This is a genomic window from Limnobacter sp. G6BE5S (genome assembly GCF_058448965.1).
The window spans coordinates 136713-156404 of sequence record NZ_JBZFLM010000008.1 but is presented as its reverse complement, the minus strand read 5'-3'; the positions used below and the strand labels follow the sequence as shown (position 1 = coordinate 156404).

Sequence of the window (19692 nt, the reverse complement as noted above, 5' to 3'; positions counted from 1 at the left end):
GAATTGGTAGTAGTAAACCGCTCCCCACAAGGGAGCGGCCCCATGTTCAAAAACACATGAAGAACATCCCCCGGAGTACCCCATGCTCGACGCAAACATCAAACAACAACTGAAGACCTATCTGCAGATGCTGCGGCACCCCATTGAATTGGTGGCCTCGCTCGACAACAGCGACAAAGCGCGCGATATGGAACAGCTTGTACAAGAAATCGCAGAGTGTTCAAACCAGGTTTCCGTGCGCCTGGACGGCGACTACAACCTGCGCCCCTCCTTCTCGATTGCCAAGCAAGGCGAAGAAGGCCGCGTGCGTTTCGCCGGTTTGCCCATGGGCCATGAATTTACATCGCTGCTGCTGGGCTTGCTGCACGTGGGTGGACACCCACCCAAGGTGGAAGCAGACGTGATTGAACAAATCAAGGGCTTGCAGGCGCCGGCCAATGGTGGTCACTTTGAAACCGTGATTTCGTTGAGCTGCCACAACTGCCCCGACGTGGTTCAAGCTTTCAACACCATTGCTGCATTGAACCCGGCCTTCAGCCACACCATGATTGATGGTGGCATGTTCCAGCCACTGGTGGAGCAGCGCAAGGTGATGGCCGTGCCCACCGTGTTTCAGGGCACCCAAGGTGACAGCAAGGAAAGTTTTGGCTCAGGTCGCATGACGCTGGAAGAAATTATCGCCAAGCTGGACACTGGCGCTGCTGAAAAAGACGCGGCCAAACTGAACGCCAAAGGCGAGTTTGATGTGTTGATTGTAGGCGGTGGCCCAGCAGGTGCTGCCGCTGCAATTTACGCCGCGCGCAAAGGCGTGAAAACTGGCGTGCTTACCGAGAAATTTGGTGGCCAGGTATTGGATACCCTCGGCATTGAAAACTTCATTTCCGTGAAAGAAACAGAAGGCCCAAAACTGGTGGCTGCACTGGAACAACACGTGAAAGAATACGACATTGACGTGATGAGTTTGCAACGCGCCAAAGCCTTGCAAAAACTTGCGGATGGCAAGGTTGAAGTGGAGCTGGAGAATGGCGCCAAGCTGACCAGCAAAACCATCATTCTGAGCACCGGTGCACGCTGGCGCGAAATGAACGTGCCCGGTGAAGCCGAGTACCGCAACAAAGGCGTAGCCTATTGCCCCCACTGCGATGGCCCCCTGTACAAGGGCAAGCGCGTGGCGGTGATTGGCGGTGGCAACAGCGGTGTTGAAGCCGCCATTGATTTGGCCGGCATTGTGAAAGAAGTCACCTTGTTTGAATTTGACACCAAGCTGAAAGCCGACGCGGTGCTGCAGAAAAAACTGAACAGCTTGCCAAATGTGCGGGTGATTTTGAATGCACTGACCACGGAAGTAAACGGCGATGGAAGCAAGGTGTACGGCCTTAGCTACAAGGACCGCGCCACTGATGAAGTAAAGCAGGTTGAACTGGAAGGCATTTTTGTTCAAATCGGTTTGCTGCCCAACACCGACTGGCTGAAAGGCACACTGGAGTTGAGCAAGCACGGTGAAATCGTGGTGGACCACAAAGGCCACACCAGCATGGAAGGCGTGTTTGCCGCAGGCGACTGCACCACAGCGCCTTACAAGCAGATCATTATCGCCATGGGCGAAGGTGCCAATGCCTCCCTGGCGGCATTTGATCATTTGATTCGTCAGTAAACTGGCGACTTGAAAAAAGCCCGCTGGCAACAATCAGCGGGCTTTTTTTATATCTTCTGGTTAAGTGGACAAACCACTTTCAACACACCAGGCCTGTTGGCAAGCGCAAAGGCCACCGCCACAGCCGCCCCAACCATCAACATAATCCACACCAGCGCGGCAATCGAAGGCCTGTCAGCCACCAAACACACAACCAGTGATACCAACAAAGCGGTGTAACCCAACACCTTCAGTGCCACTCGGGGTGGACGACTTTCGGCCAATGGAATCTGCTTCACTTGAGCCCAATGCACGTCCATGGACAATGCCAGCCAAGCCATACCCACCATGCTGAGCAAGGCGGCAGCAGTTAGGTAAAGTGCTTCAGGCATGGGCCACCTCGCCCGCTTTGGATTCAGTCTGCTTCTCGCCTTTTGAAGTCAATGCCGGTATGCCACGCTCGCGCCGCGCAAGTTTCAACGCCGCCCAGCCACCAATGAAGGCACACACCAACAGGCTTAAATCAACACCAGCCACAGGCCAATAAGTGTCGGTGAAAATTGTTTTAAACAAGTGATCTCCGGTAGTGGCCCAGTTCAACACCACGGCTGAAATACTGAGCGCCACAAGGCCCCAACACTGTTCGCGCCAAGCCGGGTTGAACAAGCCGAGCGCTACGGGTGCGCTGCGAACATAAGCGTGCAGAAAGCTCAAAGCCCAAACGGTCCAGAAAGCTGCTTTTTCCCAATCGGCTTTGCCCAACATGTCTGGTGGCAAAATGCGATTCATCACCAACATGCCCACTGCGGCCATCACCATACCGGTTACGGTGGTTACTGCCAGCGAGTCGACCACTCGGCTGGCATTGCTGCCACTTTTTGCGTGCTGAGTCTTGCGTTTTTCAACAAAGAAAACAAAGCCGGTTGCGATACACACAGCACCCAATAAGCCACCCAACACATACAGCCAGCGAAGAAACCAGTGTTCAAAGTGCTGCAAATGCAGACCTGTCAAAAATTCATTCACCTCTGAAACAGGCGTGCGTGGCGGGTCTTCACTAAGCACTTCCCCGGTGCTGGTTTTAAAATGAATACCCTCTCCCACCAAGGCAACCCGGTCGCTGCCTGCGCGGTAAATGCTCACATAACTGTTGGCATCGCCAACATGGTGCATCACCAAGAATCCCACTTCCCCGGCCATGTCGCGGCCTGCCCAACGGCGCTTGGCCTCTTCCACCATGGCATCCACACTGCTCATTGTGCCGGGAACACCCGCAGCAGCATGCGGCAACCCAGTGGAGGCAGCCTCGTGAATTTCATGCTGTTTGTGAAGCGGATCGAGCATGGTGCTGGTCACGGGCAAGAAATAAAAGCTGGCGAAAATGACCAAACCCGTGAATGCAAAAAAGAAATGAAATGGCAAGGCCACAACACCAGTCAGATTGTGCAAATCCAGGCTGGCGCGTTGCGTGCGCTTCCAGGGGCGAAAAGTGAAAAACTCGCGGAACACCTTGCGGTGCATGATGACACCCGTGACCAGCGCCGCAAGCATCATCAAAGCGGCCAAGCCCACAATCCAGATGCCCAGGTTTTTCCACTTCAACTGCAGGCTGTAGTGCATGGGGTAAAACCAGTGGCTGCCAATTTTCAGTTTGTCGTCTGGCAACACCGCACCCGTGCGCGGATCAAGCGTCACATTTTTGTGAATGTGATTGTGATCCTCGGGGTTTTTGGCCAGTGGCACACCGTAACCCACGCCCGCCGCCAAAACAGGGTCGCGGTGGGTCACATAGGCCCAGTATTCGTCTACAGGCAATTCAGTGCGCGGAGTCATTTCGCCTTTGGCTGGGTCGTGCAGCCTTGGCATGTTCGTGGCGTAATCCACCTCATCGGGTTCAAGCTGTTGCAAGGCGGGCAACAATATCTTGTCAAACGAGGGCATGGGCTGGGCTTCAAAGCGTGTTTCGGGAATGGCCCAACGGTCTATTTCACGGTCGAACACCGACAGTGATCCGAAGAAAAAACAGACCATCAACACAAAACCCAACACCAAACCAAACCAGGTGTGCACCCAAGTCATGGACAAACGGAAATTACTTAACACCCCACTACCCCTTCAAGACAACATGGTTTGTTGAATCAACCAGGCCGACAGAGTCATCACAGCGCCACCCCCAGCCAACACAGCCCATACACGGGCCACACTGCGGCAGGCAAATGCCCACAGAAATACGCCAAGAAACACCAAAAATGCCAGCATGAGTATTCCGGTTTCAGCCTCGTGAAAATCGACCCCCAATGCCGCCAGCCCGGCGATACCGAAGGAAGCAAAGCCCCAGGTAAATGCATAGCCGCCAAGCAGTGCGCTCAAAATTCGATTAGTTACCCAAAGATTCACGCCGCCAGCCTTGTTCATTCACAAAACACTCGTAATTTTTAATGAACAGTAATGATAATTATTCCTACTTATTAAATCAATTGATCAAGTGATTTAATTTGCCTATTGCTGGTTTCAAGAAGGCGAGGCCGGGGTCATCTGCTAGCATCAAACAGTTGTAACCTGATTCGCCAAAACCAATGTCCATGCTGAAACTCAATATCGGGGCAATGCTGATCCTGTTGGCAAGCCACACGGTACACGCCCAAACCCCCACCCCGCCCCTGGTTGACGAAAGTGAATTGCGCACCTGCCTGCAGCTTGAACAACAAGGCCTGAAACGATTCAACACTCTTGAACAACGCGCCAGCGACCTGCGTGGCAGCGAAAAACTACTGAACGAACGACGTGTTGCCCTGCGGAATCAGCAAACAAATCTGAACACAGGCAAACCGGACAAGAACGCGGTGGATGGTTTTAACGAGGATGTGAACACCTTCAATTTGCAAGCCGACCAACTGAATGCTGACAAGGCGGTCTTCGAAAATGATTCCCGCAGCTACGACGACTGGATCAACAACACCCTGAAGCCGGCCTGCAACAAGGTCAGCAACAAAGCAGTCAACCCGGTGACCTCCTATTACGCTTGCGGCTTTGATGGCACACAAGCACTGAGCGACACACCGCACTGCAAAACTTTGCCCAACCTTGATCAATTGAAAGCGTGTATTCAAAAGGCTGGCAGCAAGGCCAAAGCGCAGGAAAGCTGTCCACCAAATTAATAGTAAAACGTTGATAGGGATTGTGTATTTTTCCCCCACCTCACCCCAGTCGCAGTATGAGCATCAACACCCTTCTGGCCGGCCCTGTATTGCGCCGCATGCAAAGCGAGCGAATTACCCTGTGGTTGGCAACCTCCAAGCCCGTGCAATGGCGGCTTGCCCTGTTTCCAGACAAACACGATTCGCAAGTGCATGAAATTCGCGGGCATTGCCGTGAACTGAAGGTGGCAGAACATTTCTACGTTCATTTGATCGATCTGCCCCTGAGTATGCCCTTGCCCACTGACAGCTGGGTGGGCTATGAACTCAGCTACAAAAACGACACAGACGGTGAGTGGATCAACCTGACCCAAGAATCCCCCCACTTGCTTTATCCCGGTAAAAGCACGCTGGGCTTTGTCATTCACAGCCGGGTTCAAAGTGTTTTGCACGGCTCGTGTCGAAAGCCCCATTACGCACGCAAGGAAGGCACATCTGCGGGCGACGGACTGGTTCGGGCCGACCAGCATTTGCTTGAACTGGCTGACACACCCACCGAGTGGCCGGCACTATTGATGATGGGCGGCGATCAAATTTACACCGACGATGTGGCTGGCCCCATGCTGGTGGCCATACACCGCTTGCTTGATGAATTGAATTCACCCGCAGAACACCTGCCCGGCACACAGTTGGAGACCAGCCACACCCTTCACCGTGAGCAACCGCATTACTACACGCGCGACCAGTTGCTGCCCAAAACAAAAGCCAACAAAGACATTCGTACAGTGCTGTTTACAGGTGTAAAAAAACCGGTATTCACCACAGACAATGCACGCAATCACCTTATTTCGCTGGCCGAAGTCATGGCCATGTACCTGCTGGTGTGGTCGCCCATCCCATGGCGCTACACAGAAATGACCATTCCTGTGGACGTGCCCACCGAGTTCGCTGAACGCTATGAAGCGCAACTTGAGGCCATGGAAGAATTTGTCGCCGAACTCGATTGCGTACACCGCCTGATGGCCCACATCCCCGTGGCCATGATGTTCGATGACCATGACATTACTGATGACTGGAACCTGAGTGCCGAATGGGAAGCCACTGCCTACAGTGAACCATTTTCACGCCGCATCGTCGGCAATGCACTTGTGGCCTATCTTGTTTGCCAGGCATGGGGCAATGCACCAGAAAACTTTTCCGGCGACATGATGAATCGCTGCGACGAAGCACTTCAATTGCCCGGCGAAGAAGCGCATGAAGAACTGATCACTGAACTGATTGCCTTCCGCAGTTGGCAATACAAGTGGGACACTGAGCCAACACTGATGGTGGTCGACACGCGAACCAATCGCTGGCGCTCAGAATTCAACCCTGCTCACCCTTCGGGCTTGATGGACTGGGAATCCCTGTCGGAGTTACAGCAAAGGCTGCTGGGCCATGATGCAGTGTTGCTGGTTTCACCTGCGCCGATATTCGGGGTCAAATTGATTGAAACCATCCAGAAAGCATTCACCTGGTTTGGCAAACCGCTCATGGTCGACGCCGAGAACTGGATGGCCCACCGAGGTGCTGCCAGCACCTTGTTGAACCTGTTTCGGCATGGAAAAACACCACAAAATTTTGTAATTTTGTCGGGCGACGTGCACTACTCATTTGCTTACGAGGTCGAGCTTCGGAGCAAGAAAAACAGCCCCAATATTTGGCAAATTACCAGCAGCGGATTTCGAAACGAATTTCCGCGCAAACTGCTCGACATTCTCGATCGTTTGAACCGGTGGCTGTATGCGCCCTGGTCACCGCTGAACTGGTTCACCAAACGCCGCAAAATGCGGATAGTGCCGCGCAAACCTGACCACGGCAGCCGTGGAGAACGGCTGGTCAATGGCAGCGGCGTTGGCTTGCTTACGCTTGATTCCAACGGTGCACCGCTAAAAATTACTCAGCTACTGGCCGATGGCGACTCGATCGACTTCAGAAAACGAATGGAAGACGAGGCACATTAGTCGTAATAAATTGTTTAATTGTTTCGGGAATTGCTCTCGGGTCGCCTCACGAACATTGAATACTTAAGCATACTTGCGCATTCACTCGCTACCTGCTGAAAACCATGAGTCAAGCCAGTGCGCTACGATTGTTGTTGCTGTCCATGATCTGGGGCTCGTCATTTGTATTTTACAAAATTGCGGCGGCCGACATGGCACCTGCTTTCATGGCGGCGCTTCGGGTTGCGTTTGGTGCCGTGTTTCTTGGGGGGTTGTTCGCAATTACCCGAAAACAAACCCAGGTCGCAAAACGCTGGAAGCTTATTGCTGCAATTGCCGTGTTCGCTTCTGCCCTGCCTTTCACCTTGGTGGCTTATGCCTCATTGACCGTAACAGCATCGGTGCTGGTAATTATCAACGCCACAGCCCCAATATGGGCCGCACTAGTGGCACTGGTGTGGACCCGCGCTGTGCCTGCCCCCATGGCCTTGCTTGGGCTTGTTTTGGGCCTGGTGGGCGTTGCAATCATCGTAGGCTTTGATGCAACCACATTAAATACCGAAGGCGCAGAACTGGGTGTGGCTGCCGCACTGGGTGCCGCAGCCTGCTACGGCATAGCGACAAACATGGCAAAGTATTTGGGCAACGACATTGATCCCCTGACCAATGCATTTGGCTGCTTGCTTTTGGGTTCATTCATTTTGCTGCCTTTTGTGCCATTCAACCTGCCCGAACAAATACCGGCAGTCAGTAGCTGGCTTGCCATTCTGGGTGTGGGTATTCTTTGCAGTGGTGTGGCCTACTTGCTGTACTTCAGGTTGGTGATGGACATTGGCCCCACATCAGCGCTGACCGTGACGTTTTTGACACCCGTATTTGGCGTGTTGTGGGGCAATCTGTTTCTGGACGAAACTGTGGGCTGGCACACTTTCATCGGGGGGCTGGTGGTGCTGGCAGGCACTGGCCTGGCAGCAGTGTACGGCCTGCAAAAAATCGAAGCCGTGCCCGTGGATTAACGCATTCCCGTGGCAACCTTCTTTTATCGGGTCAACACCACGCTTTGACAATCCATGGAATCTACATTGACCACCACATTGTTCAAATCAATACCAAGAACTTGAAGCAATCCATCCAGTATGTCCCCAACAGCACCGAGAATCGGACTCAAAACTAGCCTTAAAGCAATTAGTAGCGTATTGACCAATGCATCCACAGTCGCTTGTATCAATGGCCCAACAAGAGGAAGGTTGACCCCTAAGTTTAGTTGGGTATTTGACAACAAATTGCCAAGGGTTTGACCCAAATCAAGATCCACTGTTTCCTGGAAAGGAGCCACACCGTCGAAACTCAAGTTGACGGGATCAGCCCTAAGGCTTGTGCTTGCACCAGCGGTGACCCCCGCATTCACCAAGCCCAAGAAGGTGACGTTCAGAATGTTCGCTGGCGCACCGCAAGTCAGCGCGCCAACGGTGGTATTCAAGTTTGCAGAACTTTGCGCAATGCAGACATCCGCCACGGAGGGAACCACGGTCATCTGAACATTGTTTTCAGCCCGAGGATACCGGCATGTCAATTGATTGACCTCAGCCAAACCACCCGCCACGCGCATCTGCAAGCGCATGTCCAATGCGCTGAGACTAATCAGCGCCAAATTCAGGTTCAAAGGCTGTCGAATACGAACACTCAAGGCAACTTGCGCGGTTTTTGCACTTGCTATTGGGTCCTTGAAGGGCATTTTTCGACCCACAAACACTTGGGGTGCCTCGAGAATGTTCACTCCGACATCCAGGTTGAGAAGCCCTGAGGAAATAGGCAGAACGTAGCCCACCCCCTGCACTGAGTTCAGCACCGTCACTTGGATAAGTTCACCCAAATTGACTTCCAGCGGCGTGTTGGTTCGACCCGACAAGTCCAGCGCCAACAAATCGCCCACCGACAAATTAACGCTGTTCAATGGACCACTCAATGCGCTCAGCAATCCTTCAACCGGCATTTTTTCGGCGTCAGTCGCATTGCCCACCAACAAGGAATCCTGGAGTAGTCCAAGCGCCGATACGTTCAGCGAGAGCAGGTCATTCACATTGCCAACGCCCAACTCAGTGGCCAGTGCCAGCAAATCAACACGAATATTGCTATTTAGCAGGCTGCCCCATTGGGCCACATTCAAATTGATTGCCCCCCCACCCAATGCAGTCAACAAGCCATTCAATAAAGCGGACTGGCTGGTGCTAACCGACGCCAGGGATGACGCAACCGTACCGACTATTGTCGGGGCCACTGTTGCCTCTGCAAGAACAGCGACCTCGCGGTCAGGCAAAAACACAAACAGTCCGTTAACCGGGCGGACAATGCGGACCCTGCTGGTGATGGAGTTGTCGCAATCGTTGGTGGGTGCGTTGTCGATAATGCACTCAATGGTCAACGCATCGTCTTCACTCACGCCGTTGGCCAGTGCAATGGCTTGTGCTTCAGCAAACTCAGGGCCGTTGGCCATTTGGCGTGCAGCGGTTAAAGCAACCAGATCAGCAACACCCTGCAGGCGGGTTTTTTCCCAAGCCGTGTGGCCCACGGCAAGAACGCCCAAGGCGCCCACACTCATCATGAGCACAAACACGGTCAAAATTGAATAGGCACCGCGTTGTGATTGGTGTGAATTTGGCTTAACCATCATTGGGCTCCACACGTGTTGTGGACTGGGCAGACAAGTTCTCGGGCAAAGGAATAAAGAAGGAATTGCCCACCAAAGGGTTACGGCTGTAATTGGGATAATCGAGGCGAACTCGAAGGCAGGTGGAATCGCCACAGGCAAAAGAATTCACAGATGGCACAACACTTTCACGAAAAGGCCCCACATACGCGGGCAACAAATCTGCAAGTGCATCTCGTGCAAGGGTCTCGTAATCACCGACCGAGAAGCCGCTTCGATACACAGTGGCTTGACGTGCTGCCTCACTGGTGGTGTTGTTCATGATCAACATGGCACCCAACAGCACCGAGTACTCCACAATCGCGAAAACAACGGCCAATAAAATGGGCAGTGTCAGCACCAGCTCAATCATGAGCGCGCCCCGCTGACGTAGATTGGAATTGCTCTTCATGATTGAATGGTCTTTGTCGAAGGGGTTAATCAAAAAGGGTTAACAACACTACCTAAGCACTTTGCCATTCAACACTGAGAACAATAGGAATGAATAGGATCAATTTTACCCTTTTATTTGGGTAAACGAAAAATATTTCACTTATCTTTCAAGTAGATAAAGATTATCGCAATATCTAAATCAAATTCTACCAAACAATTGCTTGAAAAGAATTACACCAATATTGTGTCAGTTTTTTACTTATAAACAAGATGCTCTTTTAATGATTTATTTGTTATTTCAATCCGGGAGACCATAAAAAAAGCCGACTATAAAGCCGGCTTTAAGAGGCAAAACAAAACTTAAAACTTACAGATTAATCATCCCGGCCTCGGCCATGTTTTCCGTGCCCATGACCACGGTTGTCATTTTTCCAGTGTTTACCACCATGCCCACGGTGATCATGTCGATCGTCGTTGCGACGGTATTCACGGCGATCATAGTCCCGGCGGTCGTAATCGCGGCGGTCGTAGTGGTCACGGCGATCATAGCCACCGCGGTCCACGTAGGTGATGCGGTCCCGATACACATATCGCTGTTCAATGTAGCGCGGGCTGAAGTCGTAGTAGTCACGAGACCTTACAAAATACACAGGGCGTGAACAGGCGTCATAGCGACCGCAGTAACGACCCCACTTCTTGAGATGTCCGGGTGGCACGTGCAAGTAGACTGGCGCCAGGATCCGCGAAGGGCGAGTCACAATCAAAGGCTGGCCGTACACCAATGCCGGGTAGCGCCCATTGTCAATATTGACAGACCCATACACGCCGGGAAGCACTTCCCCACCCACGCCAATTGATATATTGACGGCATGCGCCTGCATGGGAGCCAGAGCAAGACCAGTCAAAACAGCAAAACTGGCCGAAAAAATTCTGAACAATCGAGTTTTCATCACAAATCCTCCTTGCGGTGATGTCAACTAAAACGCTTCGACCCTCGTTTGGTTGACTCGGAATAAACGAGCAATAAAGCTTGTTTAACTCTATGATGGTCTTTCCCACACACAAGAATGATGGAGTAATAAAATGACTAAAACTATGCGCGCAACGGCAATGGCAGTTTTGTTGAGCTTTTCAAGCAGCTTTATCGTGGCACCTGCCCACGCAGCGATCGTGAGCACTGAGGAAGCAGTGGCCATGCACCAGCAAGACCGCTCTGAACTCAAGCAATTCTTTGATCGCGAAGACATCGCCAAAGCCCTGCAATCTCATGGCGTAAGCCCAGAGGTAGCCAAGGCCCGTGTTGATTCAATGACCGAAGAAGAAGCACAGAAACTGGCAGCTCACATTGAAAACGCACCTGCAGGTGCCGGCATTGTTGGTGTACTATTTACTGTCTTCATTATTTTGTTGGTAACCGACATTCTTGGATTGACCAAGGTATTCCCGTTTACCCGTTCCGTTCGATGAAATTAAGTTTTTCTAGTACCGGCTGGACCCGCTTGGCGGGTTCAGCAGTACTTGTAGGGCTGTTGGCCTCTTGTTCAATTTTGCCAACAGTCCCGCAAGACCTTCAAAATACCGTCCAGACTCAAGCCCCTGTTGAACTCAAAAATGTGCCGTTTTTCGCGCAGGAAGAGTTTTATTGTGGCCCATCCACACTGGCCATGGTGCTTAACCACGCCGGTGAAAACACTGAACCCAACAAACTGGCTGAACTGGTTTATTTGCCGGGTCGCCAAGGCAGCTTGCAACTTGAAATGCTGGCCGCACCACGCCGCTTGGGCTACTTGAGCTACCAGATAGAACCCAAACTACCCGCGCTGTTTAACGCCCTGAATGCTGGCGCGCCAGTGGTGGTTTTGCTGAATCTGTCATTGCCCATTGCACCACAGTGGCATTACGCCGTGGTAATCGGTTACGAGCCTGCCAGCAACAACATAATTTTACGATCCGGCCCCAAAGAACGTGAGCTGATCCCTGTGGCGACTTTCCTGAAACTTTGGGAACGTTCCGAGAACTGGGGCTTCACGGTGATTAAAACCACCGTTGAGCCACCCGCCTACGTGAATGCGCAAGGCTACTTGAATTCGGCCGTTGCACTTGAGCGCTCCAGCCCTGAAAAAGCCGGCCAAGCCTACCAGCAAGGCGCAAGAGCATGGCCCACCGAACCGTGGTTTCACTTTGGCTTGGGCAACCTGGCCTACAGCGCCAAAAATTATGTTGAAGCCGAGCAACACTACCGCAAGGCGGTGGGTGTGTACCCCGACATGGCAGACGCCTGGAACAACCTGGCCGAAACATTGATCAAGCTGGACCGCAAGAATGAAGCCCGTGCAGCGATCAACAAGGCCATTGCCATTGGTGGTGGGCGCCTGGCTGCCTACAAAGAAACAGCCCAGAAAATCCAGGTTGACTGATGCAAATTGATTGGGCCCAAACACTGGGCTTTCTGGCAGCAGCACTGACCACCTTTTCATTCATTCCACAGGTGGTGTATTGCTGGAAAACACGCGACACCCGAAGCATTTCTTTGGGCATGTACGCGTGTTTTTGTTTGGGTGTGCTGTTTTGGCTGGTATACGGCTTGTTGGTGCAACAATGGCCTGTCGTGGTTGCCAATGCTGTTACTTTGCTGCTGGCCAGCTCTATCCTGTTTCTGAAACTGAATCAAAAACCATGATCAAAGCCATCTTGACGGGTCACAGCAAAGGGTTGGGATTGGGTATTGCACGTGCATTGCTGGAACGGGGGCATGCAGTTTTGGGCATTTCCCGCTCACAATGCGATGCGCTTGAACTGCAATACCCCACGCTTTTGCAGCAAATAAGCCTTGATTTGGCCAATTCAGCCTCTCTTGATTGGCTGGAATCCAGCCGTGATCTGAATGATTTCATTGCAAATACAACACAACTGCTGTTGATCAACAATGCAGGACTGGTGTCTCCGATCGGCCCCCTGGGTTCACAGGCAACGCTGGATATTTCTCGCAGCGTACAACTCAATGTCACCGTGCCTTTGGCCATGAGCGCCTTGCTCACCCAAAAAATGCAAAGCCATCAAAAACTACGAATACTGCATGTATCCAGTGGGGCCGCGCAAAGCGCTTACCCTGGCTGGTCGGTGTATTGCGCCACCAAGGCAGCACTCGACATGCATGCAAAGGCGGTTCAACAAGACCAAAGCCCAAATGTGACCATTTGCAGCCTGGCACCCGGCGTCATCGACACTGGCATGCAAACACAAATTCGGGAAACGGATGAATTGCTGTTTCCCAACAAACAACGTTTCATCGAGTTAAAAAACACCAACTCGCTGAGCAGCCCGGAAACAACAGGTGAGCAGTTGGTGCACTACCTGTTGAGCCCGAACTTCGGCAAACTTGCCGTTGATGATCTGCGCGCCCACTGATTCAGTTTTAATGCAGCTTCACCAACGGTGTGGCACGCTTCAACAGAAAGCGAGCCATGGCCAACAAGAATGTTTTCAGGCCGCCAAGCACCGCGTAATGGTGCATCAGGTGCAAGCTTGCGTACATGCTGCGCGCAAAGAAACCGTCCACAAACATGCTGCTGGCCTTGAACAAGCCACCCATCAAGCTGCCCACTGAACTGCGCGAACCCAGCGACACCAGCGAACCATGGTCTTTGTACAAATAGGGTTTCCCGGGCGCGACTTTGCCACGTTCTGCATTCAAAATTGTTTTGTAAATGTAGTCGGCCTGCTGGTGCGCCGATTGGGCGCGTGGTGGCACCATGCTGCCGTCGGGTTGCACACAGGCTGCGCAATCGCCGAGCGAAAAAATGTGCTGCTCGCCTTTCACCCGCAAATCGCCCTCCACTTCCAGCTGGTTGTTGCGGTTCACTGGCAAACCCAAATTGGCCAGCCACGCGGGTGCTTTAATACCGGCGGCCCACACACACAAATCGGCCTTGTAACGATTGCCACTGGCGTCCTCTACCTGTTTGGATGAAATTTCAACCACCCTGCAGTTGTTGACTACCGTAATGTGTCGTTGCTCCAAAAGGCGCAAGGCTGCGCTGGACACGCTCTCGGGTAGCACGGGCAAAATACTGGACGCACCTTCCAGAATGGTAATGGTCACATCGCGTGCAGCATCAATCCGGCTAAATCCATAACGGCTGTGCACATGGCTGGCCTCGCGCAACTCTGCGGCCAGCTCAACGCCTGTGGCACCGGCACCAATAATGACAATGTCCAGGCTTGCAGACGGATCGAGTTTTTTACGCAAATCAAGTGTTGCCAAGTGTTTGAGCATTTTCAGGCGAAAACTCTCGGCCTGTTGCGGCCCATCCAGAGAAATGGTGAAGTCTTGCGCGCCTTTCACGCCGAAATAATTCGATTGACTGCCCACAGAAATCACAAGCGTTCCAAACTGCAACACGCGCCTGGGCAATACCTCATCGCCCACATCGTCCCGAACCGCTGCAATTTCAACCTGTCTGTCACGACCATTCAAACCTTCCATGGCACCCAGTACAAAATTAAAACCATTGTTGTGGGCCAACATTGGATAGGACAAACCCTCCTGATGAATGTCCAGCGTACCGGCTGCAACCTCGTGCAGCGAGGGCTTCCAGATGTGGTACATCTTGGCATCGACCAAGGTAACGCGGTCTGGACCAAGCTTTCGCCCCAACTTGCAGGCCAGCTCCAGGCCGCCTGCACCACCACCCACAATCATGATTGACGAAAGGTCCAAAAAGTTCTCCCTGAAATAGAAGGCTGTTGTCACATTAGAAACCCAACATGGCTTTGGAGCAAATCCCGTTCCTGCTCAGGTGTTTACCCTGAATTGACATACAATTTCTTCAATGAAAAAATGAACGTTCATTCAGCCATCTTGTCTACACACTGTTTCCGCATTGCTTATATCGAGGTAGTACCATGATTATTAAAAGAAAAATGGCGCTAGCCACCAGCGCTTTATTGACTGTTGGCACGTTAACTCTGGCTGGCTGCGGCAGTCAAGAAGGCGGTGCAAATGCTGCGGCCACGCCGGCATTGCCCAAAGTTCGAATTTTTGAAGTAGCGGCCAAACCCGTGTCGCTGTACACCCAATTACCAGGCAGAACCAGCCCGTACCTGATCGCCGAAGTTCGCCCACAGGTCAACGGCATCATCAAGGCGCGTCAGTTTCAGGAAGGTGGCGATGTAAAAGCCGGTACCTCCCTGTATCAAATTGATGCTTCCACCTACCAAGCCGAATACGCCAGCGCCAAAGCCATGCTTGAAAAAGCAGAGGCCAACCGGACCAGTGCAAAAATTCGCAACGACCGCTTTCAAGAGCTGGCAAAACTCAATGCAGTCAGCCAGCAAGAACGTGACGATGCGTTTGCCGCACTGAAGCAGGCTGAAGCCGATGTGGCCTCAGCCAAAGCTGCGGTTCAGTCTGCTCAAATCAACCTGAGCTACACGAAGGTAACCGCACCCATCAGTGGCCGAATTGGCCGGTCAAGCATTACCCCCGGTGCGCTTGTGCAGCAGGGGCAAGCCAATGCCATGGCCACCATTCAACAGCTCGACCCAATTTATGTTGACTTGACGCAATCGACCAGTGAATTACTGCAGCTAAAACGTGACCTGGAAAGTGGTGTGCTGAAAAGCGCCGGAAAAGACGCTGCCAAAGTGACATTGAAACTGGAGGACGGATCGAGCTATGCCCAAGAGGGCAAGCTGCAATTCAGCGATGTGACCGTGGACCAAAACACCGGCACCGTGACCTTGCGCGCCGTATTCCCCAACCCGAAACTACAATTGTTACCCGGCATGTATGTGCGGGCCTCGCTTGAGGAAGGCATCCGCGAAAACGGCATTCTGGTTCCGCAAAAAGGAATCATGCGTGATGCAACCGGTGCGCCATCAGCGTTTGTTGTTGGTCAGGACAACAAAGTCGAAAAACGAAGTGTAGAAACCGCCAGAGCCATTGGCGACCAATGGCTGATCGCCGAGGGCCTTCAGGCAGGTGATCGCCTGATTGTTGAAGGTATCCAGAAAGTTCGCGCCGGTCAGGAAGTTGAAGTCCTTTCCGACTCCGAGAACAAGTAAACAACGCCTGGCAGGAGTAGTAGCATGTCCCGATTTTTTATTGATCGCCCCATTTTTGCGTGGGTGATCGCCATTGTCATCATGCTGGCCGGTGCGCTGGCCATTTTCAGTTTGCCTGTTGCGCAGTACCCCGCCATTGCGCCGCCTGCTGTCACCATTCAGGCCACCTACCCCGGTGCCTCTGCTGAAACCCTGCAAGACTCGGTCACCCAGGTGATTGAGCAACGCATGACCGGTCTGGATGGATTCCGCTACATGAAGTCCACCAGCGACTCGACTGGCCGACTGCGAATTGAGCTCACATTCGAGCCCGGCACCAACCCGGATATTGCACAGGTTCAAGTTCAAAACAAATTGAGTTTGGCGGTTCCCTTGTTGCCCGATGCCGTGCAACGCCAGGGTATTCAGGTCACCAAAAGTGCAGCAGGCTACCTGCTGGTGATTGCCTTTACCGCTGTCGATGGTGCCTACACTTCAACGGAACTGGCCGACTTCATTACCACCAACGTACAAGACACCATCAGCCGGGTCAGCGGCGTGGGTGAAGTACAGGTATTCGGAAGTCCTTATGCCATGCGCATTTGGTTGAACCCAGACAAGATGAACCAGTTCAAGGTAACGCCAGGCGATATTCGCAACGCAGTGCGGGCCCAGAATGCACAGGTTTCAGCCGGTGAGCTGGGGGGAGCCCCTGCGGTGAAAGGCCAATCATTGACGGCCACAATTACCGCACAGACCTTGCTGGAAACACCAAAAGACTTCGAGCAGATTATTTTACGAACCACTGAAGATGGTGCAACCGTGCGCCTGAAAGATGTTGCGCGAATTGACTACGGCAGTGAAAACTACAATATTTTGCCGCGCTGGAATAGTCGCAACGCCTCGGGCATCGGTATTCGTCTGGCTTCCGGTGCCAACGCGCTTGATACAGCAGAGGCTGTGATTGCAGGAATGGAGCGAATTACTCCCCTGATTCCGGAGGGCATGGAATGGGACGTCGCCTATGACACCACGCCATTCGTGAAGATCTCGATTGAAGGCGTGGTTAAAACACTGATTGAGGCGATCATTCTGGTTTTCCTCGTGATGTACCTGTTCCTTCAAAACTTCCGCGCCACTCTGATTCCAACCATCGCAGTGCCCGTGGTGTTGTTGGGTACCTTTGCGGTGCTCTCAGTATTCGGCTTTTCAATCAACACGCTAACCATGTTCGCCATGGTACTGGCCATTGGCTTGCTGGTAGACGACGCCATTGTGGTGGTTGAGAACGTGGAACGTGTGATGGCAGAAGAAGGTTTGTCGCCTTTGGAGGCCACACGAAAATCGATGGATCAGATTACCGGTGCATTGGTGGGTATTGGTTTGGTGCTGTCGGCTGTATTCGTACCCATGGCGTTTTTCCCAGGCTCAGCCGGTGTCATCTACAAACAGTTTTCAATCACGATTGTATCGGCCATGGCCTTGTCAGTGCTTGTGGCGTTGGTACTGACACCTGCACTGTGTGCCACCATGCTCAAGCCGATTGAGAAGGGTCATGCTCAAGATAAAAAAGGATTCTTTGGCTGGTTCAACCGTAAATTTGATTCCAGCAATGCGCGCTATCAAGGCATGGTGGGGCGCATGCTGCACAAGTCGGGGCGCTACCTGATTATTTACGGTGGTTTGCTGGCGGTTGCGGCCTTCATGTTCACCCGCCTGCCCACTTCGTTCCTGCCCGACGAAGACCAAGGTGTGTTTTTCACGCAGGTGCAATTACCCGCAGGTGCTACCCAAGAACAAACCCTGCAAGTGCTGGCCAAGATGGAAGATTACTTCCTGAACCAGGAAGGCGACAACGTGAAATCCCTGTTCACCGTGGCAGGTTTCAGTTTCTCGGGCACAGGCCAAAACTCGGGTATCGGCTTTGTGCGCCTGCGTGACTGGAGCGAGCGTCCCGGCAAAGAAAACTCTGCGGCAGGCATCGTTCAACGCGCATCCAAAGAATTTGCAAGCTGGCCTGAAGCACAAGCTTTTGCATTTGCACCACCGGCCATTCGGGAATTGGGCAATGCATCTGGCTTCAATTTGTTCATTCAAGACCGCACAGGGCTGGGACGTGATGCCTTGCTGCAGGCCAGAAACAGCATGATCGGCGAAGCCGCGAAAAACCCGGTGCTGGCTGGCGTTCGACCCAACGCCACCGCCGACACACCGCAATACCAACTCGATATTGACAATGCCAAGGCGGGTGCACTCGGTGTGAGTGTTGCGGAAATTAGCGACACACTCACCTCGGCCTGGGGCGGCAGCTTTATCAATGACTTCCTGGACAGGGGGCGGGTGAAACGCGTGTACATGCAAGCTGATGCACCTTTCCGCATGTTGCCCGAGGACTTGAACAGATTCTTCGTGCGTAACAACGATGGCGAGATGGTGCCCTTCTCCAATTTTGCATCCGCTCAATGGTCAATGGCATCGCCACGCCTTGAGCGTTACAACGGTTTGCCTGCGGTTGAAATTCAAGGACAGGCGGCACCAGGCATGAGCTCGGGCGACGCCATGGATGCGATGGAAGCGATTGCTGAAAACCTGCCAGAGGGCATGGGCATTGAGTGGACAGGTTTGTCATACGAAGAGCGGCAATCCGGTTCGCAAGCCCCCCTACTCTATGCATTGTCATTGTTGATTGTGTTCTTGTGTTTGGCTGCGCTGTACGAAAGCTGGTCCATCCCATTTGCAGTCATGCTGATTGTGCCCTTGGGCGTAGTGGGTGCCCTGCTGGCGGCCAGCGGCCGCGGCTTGGCCAACGATGTTTACTTCCAGGTCGCCTTGCTGACCACGGTGGGTTTGTCCGCAAAGAACGCAATTTTGATTGTTGAGTTTGCCAAGGAGCAATTCGACCAGGGCCGTGATTTGCTGGAGGCCACACTCGACGCGGTGCGCATGCGCTTGCGCCCCATCATCATGACCTCACTGGCCTTTGGCCTGGGTGTAGTGCCCTTGGCCATTTCGACAGGTGCAGGTTCAGGCAGCCAGAATGCGATTGGTACCGGTGTATTGGGTGGCACCATTTCTGCAACCGTGTTGGGTATTTTCTTTGTGCCCATGTTCTTCGTGATAGTGACTCGCCTGTTTGGCAAAAAGCGGGCTGAAGAAAATGTCGACCTGGCAAGCGGCGACCAAACGGGAGGAATCAGCAATGATCAACGAGGCTAAAACCACAACCAGCAAGGCGGAACTACGCCGCCAACAAATTCTGGATGCTGCTGCCGAATGTTTCAGAAAAAGTGGTTTTCACGGCGCCAGCATGTCGGAAATTGCCAAGTCCTTCGGCATGAGTGCGGGCCACATCTACAATTACTTTCAGAGCAAGGAAGCCATTATTGAAGCCATGGTCAAGCGCGACCTTGACCAGGCGCTTGAGCGGATTGCAAAAATTCAGGGGGAAAAAGACATTCTGAAAGCCATGCTTGGCACGGTGGACGAAGGTGTACAACGGCGCATTGACCGCAGTGAGCTGGACACGGAAATTTTGGCCGAGGCGGCACGAAACCCAAAAATTGCCGCGACAGTGCAATGCACCGACGCGGTAATTCGTGAAAAGGTAACCCACCTGATCAAAGGCATTCAGCCATTGAAGGATTCGCCACCCTGCGAATTCAGCCTTGCTGCGAAATCAACCATCTTGATGGCCTTGTTTGATGGCCTGCAAATTCGGGCCATTCGCGATCCGCACATGAAAGCTGACGACATTGCCCGCGTATTGAAAAGTGTCATTCAACAGATGCTTCAAAACTGATTTTGGTGCAGTAAGCA

At 52.7% G+C, this 19692-nt stretch carries 18 protein-coding genes; 11 read left to right on the top strand and 7 right to left on the bottom strand.

The window, feature by feature from the left end; genetic code table 11:
• The first annotated feature begins 82 nt into the window (after nucleotides 1-82).
• The gene (gene ahpF, locus ACVL1J_RS14865; RefSeq protein ID WP_341237859.1) at nucleotides 83-1654 is read left to right on the top strand and encodes an alkyl hydroperoxide reductase subunit F; all 1572 of its coding nucleotides are present in this window, start codon (nucleotides 83-85) and stop codon (nucleotides 1652-1654) included.
• A gap of 47 nt (nucleotides 1655-1701) precedes the next feature.
• Here ahpF and ACVL1J_RS14860 read toward each other — a convergent pair whose 3' ends face one another.
• Genes ACVL1J_RS14860 through ACVL1J_RS14850 form a run of 3 tightly spaced genes read right to left on the bottom strand, consistent with a single transcriptional unit; the run spans nucleotide 1702 to nucleotide 4048 of the window.
• On the bottom strand, nucleotides 1702-2025 hold the full coding sequence (locus tag ACVL1J_RS14860) for a DUF3325 family protein (protein WP_159568488.1): 324 nt from the start codon (nucleotides 2023-2025) through the stop codon (nucleotides 1702-1704).
• Nucleotides 2018-3736, bottom strand: a complete 1719-nt coding sequence (locus ACVL1J_RS14855) for a PepSY-associated TM helix domain-containing protein (RefSeq protein ID WP_341237860.1) — start codon at nucleotides 3734-3736, stop codon at nucleotides 2018-2020. The genes ACVL1J_RS14860 and ACVL1J_RS14855 overlap by 8 nt, the downstream gene beginning before the upstream one ends.
• Nucleotides 3737-3748: 12 nt before the next feature.
• Entirely contained in the window at nucleotides 3749-4048 is a 300-nt protein-coding gene (locus tag ACVL1J_RS14850; RefSeq protein ID WP_341237861.1) for an iron uptake protein, read from the bottom strand.
• Nucleotides 4049-4209: 161 nt separating this feature from the next.
• On the opposite strand from ACVL1J_RS14850, the gene ACVL1J_RS14845 reads away from it, so the two are divergent.
• The 3 genes from ACVL1J_RS14845 to ACVL1J_RS14835 all read left to right on the top strand — a co-directional run bounded on the left by ACVL1J_RS14845 (nucleotide 4210) and on the right by ACVL1J_RS14835 (nucleotide 7768).
• Nucleotides 4210-4791 carry a hypothetical protein gene (locus ACVL1J_RS14845; protein ID WP_491665456.1) on the top strand — a complete coding sequence of 194 codons (582 nt, stop codon included), beginning with the start codon at nucleotides 4210-4212 and terminating at the stop codon, nucleotides 4789-4791.
• Nucleotides 4792-4847: 56 nt separating this feature from the next.
• Nucleotides 4848-6773: an alkaline phosphatase D family protein gene (locus ACVL1J_RS14840; RefSeq protein WP_341237863.1), complete on the top strand. Its 1926-nt coding sequence runs from the start codon at nucleotides 4848-4850 to the stop codon at nucleotides 6771-6773.
• A 104-nt stretch (nucleotides 6774-6877) separates the two neighbouring features.
• On the top strand, nucleotides 6878-7768 hold the full coding sequence (locus ACVL1J_RS14835; RefSeq protein ID WP_159568484.1) for a DMT family transporter: 891 nt from the start codon (nucleotides 6878-6880) through the stop codon (nucleotides 7766-7768).
• Between the two features lie 23 nt (nucleotides 7769-7791).
• On the opposite strand, the gene ACVL1J_RS14830 is transcribed toward ACVL1J_RS14835, so the two are convergent.
• From ACVL1J_RS14830 to ACVL1J_RS14820, 3 genes are all read right to left on the bottom strand, one after another.
• Nucleotides 7792-9420 (bottom strand): Tad domain-containing protein, encoded by a 1629-nt coding sequence (locus ACVL1J_RS14830; protein WP_491665455.1) that lies wholly within the window; start codon nucleotides 9418-9420, stop codon nucleotides 7792-7794.
• Nucleotides 9413-9850: a TadE/TadG family type IV pilus assembly protein gene (locus ACVL1J_RS14825; protein ID WP_341237865.1), complete on the bottom strand. Its 438-nt coding sequence runs from the start codon at nucleotides 9848-9850 to the stop codon at nucleotides 9413-9415. Before ACVL1J_RS14825 ends, ACVL1J_RS14830 begins: the two co-directional genes overlap by 8 nt.
• A gap of 355 nt (nucleotides 9851-10205) precedes the next feature.
• Nucleotides 10206-10781 (bottom strand): hypothetical protein, encoded by a 576-nt coding sequence (locus ACVL1J_RS14820; RefSeq protein WP_341237866.1) that lies wholly within the window; start codon nucleotides 10779-10781, stop codon nucleotides 10206-10208.
• Nucleotides 10782-10914: 133 nt separating this feature from the next.
• Between ACVL1J_RS14820 and ACVL1J_RS14815 the strand changes: the two genes are divergently transcribed.
• From ACVL1J_RS14815 to ACVL1J_RS14800, 4 genes are read left to right on the top strand one after another with little or no spacing between them, the layout of a single operon-like run.
• Nucleotides 10915-11298 carry a PA2779 family protein gene (locus ACVL1J_RS14815; protein ID WP_341237867.1) on the top strand — a complete coding sequence of 128 codons (384 nt, stop codon included), beginning with the start codon at nucleotides 10915-10917 and terminating at the stop codon, nucleotides 11296-11298.
• Complete coding sequence (locus ACVL1J_RS14810) at nucleotides 11295-12248, top strand: PA2778 family cysteine peptidase (RefSeq protein ID WP_341237868.1); 954 nt, start codon at nucleotides 11295-11297, stop codon at nucleotides 12246-12248. Before ACVL1J_RS14815 ends, ACVL1J_RS14810 begins: the two co-directional genes overlap by 4 nt.
• Nucleotides 12248-12511: a SemiSWEET transporter gene (locus tag ACVL1J_RS14805; RefSeq protein WP_159568480.1), complete on the top strand. Its 264-nt coding sequence runs from the start codon at nucleotides 12248-12250 to the stop codon at nucleotides 12509-12511. Before ACVL1J_RS14810 ends, ACVL1J_RS14805 begins: the two co-directional genes overlap by 1 nt.
• A complete protein-coding gene (locus ACVL1J_RS14800; RefSeq protein WP_341237869.1) occupies nucleotides 12508-13239 on the top strand; it encodes an SDR family oxidoreductase in 732 nt (243 codons plus the stop codon). The genes ACVL1J_RS14805 and ACVL1J_RS14800 overlap by 4 nt, the downstream gene beginning before the upstream one ends.
• 7 nt (nucleotides 13240-13246) lie before the next feature.
• On the opposite strand, the gene ACVL1J_RS14795 is transcribed toward ACVL1J_RS14800, so the two are convergent.
• Nucleotides 13247-14533: an NAD(P)/FAD-dependent oxidoreductase gene (locus ACVL1J_RS14795; RefSeq protein WP_341237872.1), complete on the bottom strand. Its 1287-nt coding sequence runs from the start codon at nucleotides 14531-14533 to the stop codon at nucleotides 13247-13249.
• 203 nt (nucleotides 14534-14736) lie between these two features.
• Here ACVL1J_RS14795 and ACVL1J_RS14790 point away from each other — a divergent pair, with 203 nt between their 5' ends.
• Genes ACVL1J_RS14790 through ACVL1J_RS14780 form a run of 3 tightly spaced genes read left to right on the top strand, consistent with a single transcriptional unit; the run spans nucleotide 14737 to nucleotide 19675 of the window.
• On the top strand, nucleotides 14737-15897 hold the full coding sequence (locus ACVL1J_RS14790; RefSeq protein WP_341237870.1) for an efflux RND transporter periplasmic adaptor subunit: 1161 nt from the start codon (nucleotides 14737-14739) through the stop codon (nucleotides 15895-15897).
• A gap of 24 nt (nucleotides 15898-15921) precedes the next feature.
• A complete protein-coding gene (locus ACVL1J_RS14785; RefSeq protein ID WP_491665454.1) occupies nucleotides 15922-19092 on the top strand; it encodes an efflux RND transporter permease subunit in 3171 nt (1056 codons plus the stop codon).
• Nucleotides 19076-19675, top strand: a complete 600-nt coding sequence (locus ACVL1J_RS14780; protein WP_159568476.1) for a TetR/AcrR family transcriptional regulator — start codon at nucleotides 19076-19078, stop codon at nucleotides 19673-19675. Before ACVL1J_RS14785 ends, ACVL1J_RS14780 begins: the two co-directional genes overlap by 17 nt.
• The last annotated feature ends 17 nt before the right edge of the window (nucleotides 19676-19692 follow it).

What these genes read in the sequence shown, in the direction of transcription:
- ahpF (WP_341237859.1), top strand. Translation starts at nt 83, where the DNA reads ATGCTCGACGCAAACATCAAACAACAACTGAAGACCTATCTGCAGATG.
- ACVL1J_RS14860 (WP_159568488.1), bottom strand. Translation starts at nt 2,025, where the DNA reads ATGCCTGAAGCACTTTACCTAACTGCTGCCGCCTTGCTCAGCATGGTG.
- ACVL1J_RS14850 (WP_341237861.1), bottom strand. Translation starts at nt 4,048, where the DNA reads ATGAACAAGGCTGGCGGCGTGAATCTTTGGGTAACTAATCGAATTTTG.
- ACVL1J_RS14845 (WP_491665456.1), top strand. Translation starts at nt 4,210, where the DNA reads ATGTCCATGCTGAAACTCAATATCGGGGCAATGCTGATCCTGTTGGCA.
- ACVL1J_RS14840 (WP_341237863.1), top strand. Translation starts at nt 4,848, where the DNA reads ATGAGCATCAACACCCTTCTGGCCGGCCCTGTATTGCGCCGCATGCAA.
- ACVL1J_RS14835 (WP_159568484.1), top strand. Translation starts at nt 6,878, where the DNA reads ATGAGTCAAGCCAGTGCGCTACGATTGTTGTTGCTGTCCATGATCTGG.
- ACVL1J_RS14830 (WP_491665455.1), bottom strand. Translation starts at nt 9,420, where the DNA reads ATGGTTAAGCCAAATTCACACCAATCACAACGCGGTGCCTATTCAATT.
- ACVL1J_RS14825 (WP_341237865.1), bottom strand. Translation starts at nt 9,850, where the DNA reads ATGAAGAGCAATTCCAATCTACGTCAGCGGGGCGCGCTCATGATTGAG.
- ACVL1J_RS14820 (WP_341237866.1), bottom strand. Translation starts at nt 10,781, where the DNA reads ATGAAAACTCGATTGTTCAGAATTTTTTCGGCCAGTTTTGCTGTTTTG.
- ACVL1J_RS14815 (WP_341237867.1), top strand. Translation starts at nt 10,915, where the DNA reads ATGACTAAAACTATGCGCGCAACGGCAATGGCAGTTTTGTTGAGCTTT.
- ACVL1J_RS14810 (WP_341237868.1), top strand. Translation starts at nt 11,295, where the DNA reads ATGAAATTAAGTTTTTCTAGTACCGGCTGGACCCGCTTGGCGGGTTCA.
- ACVL1J_RS14805 (WP_159568480.1), top strand. Translation starts at nt 12,248, where the DNA reads ATGCAAATTGATTGGGCCCAAACACTGGGCTTTCTGGCAGCAGCACTG.
- ACVL1J_RS14800 (WP_341237869.1), top strand. Translation starts at nt 12,508, where the DNA reads ATGATCAAAGCCATCTTGACGGGTCACAGCAAAGGGTTGGGATTGGGT.
- ACVL1J_RS14795 (WP_341237872.1), bottom strand. Translation starts at nt 14,533, where the DNA reads ATGATTGTGGGTGGTGGTGCAGGCGGCCTGGAGCTGGCCTGCAAGTTG.
- ACVL1J_RS14790 (WP_341237870.1), top strand. Translation starts at nt 14,737, where the DNA reads ATGATTATTAAAAGAAAAATGGCGCTAGCCACCAGCGCTTTATTGACT.
- ACVL1J_RS14785 (WP_491665454.1), top strand. Translation starts at nt 15,922, where the DNA reads ATGTCCCGATTTTTTATTGATCGCCCCATTTTTGCGTGGGTGATCGCC.
- ACVL1J_RS14780 (WP_159568476.1), top strand. Translation starts at nt 19,076, where the DNA reads ATGATCAACGAGGCTAAAACCACAACCAGCAAGGCGGAACTACGCCGC.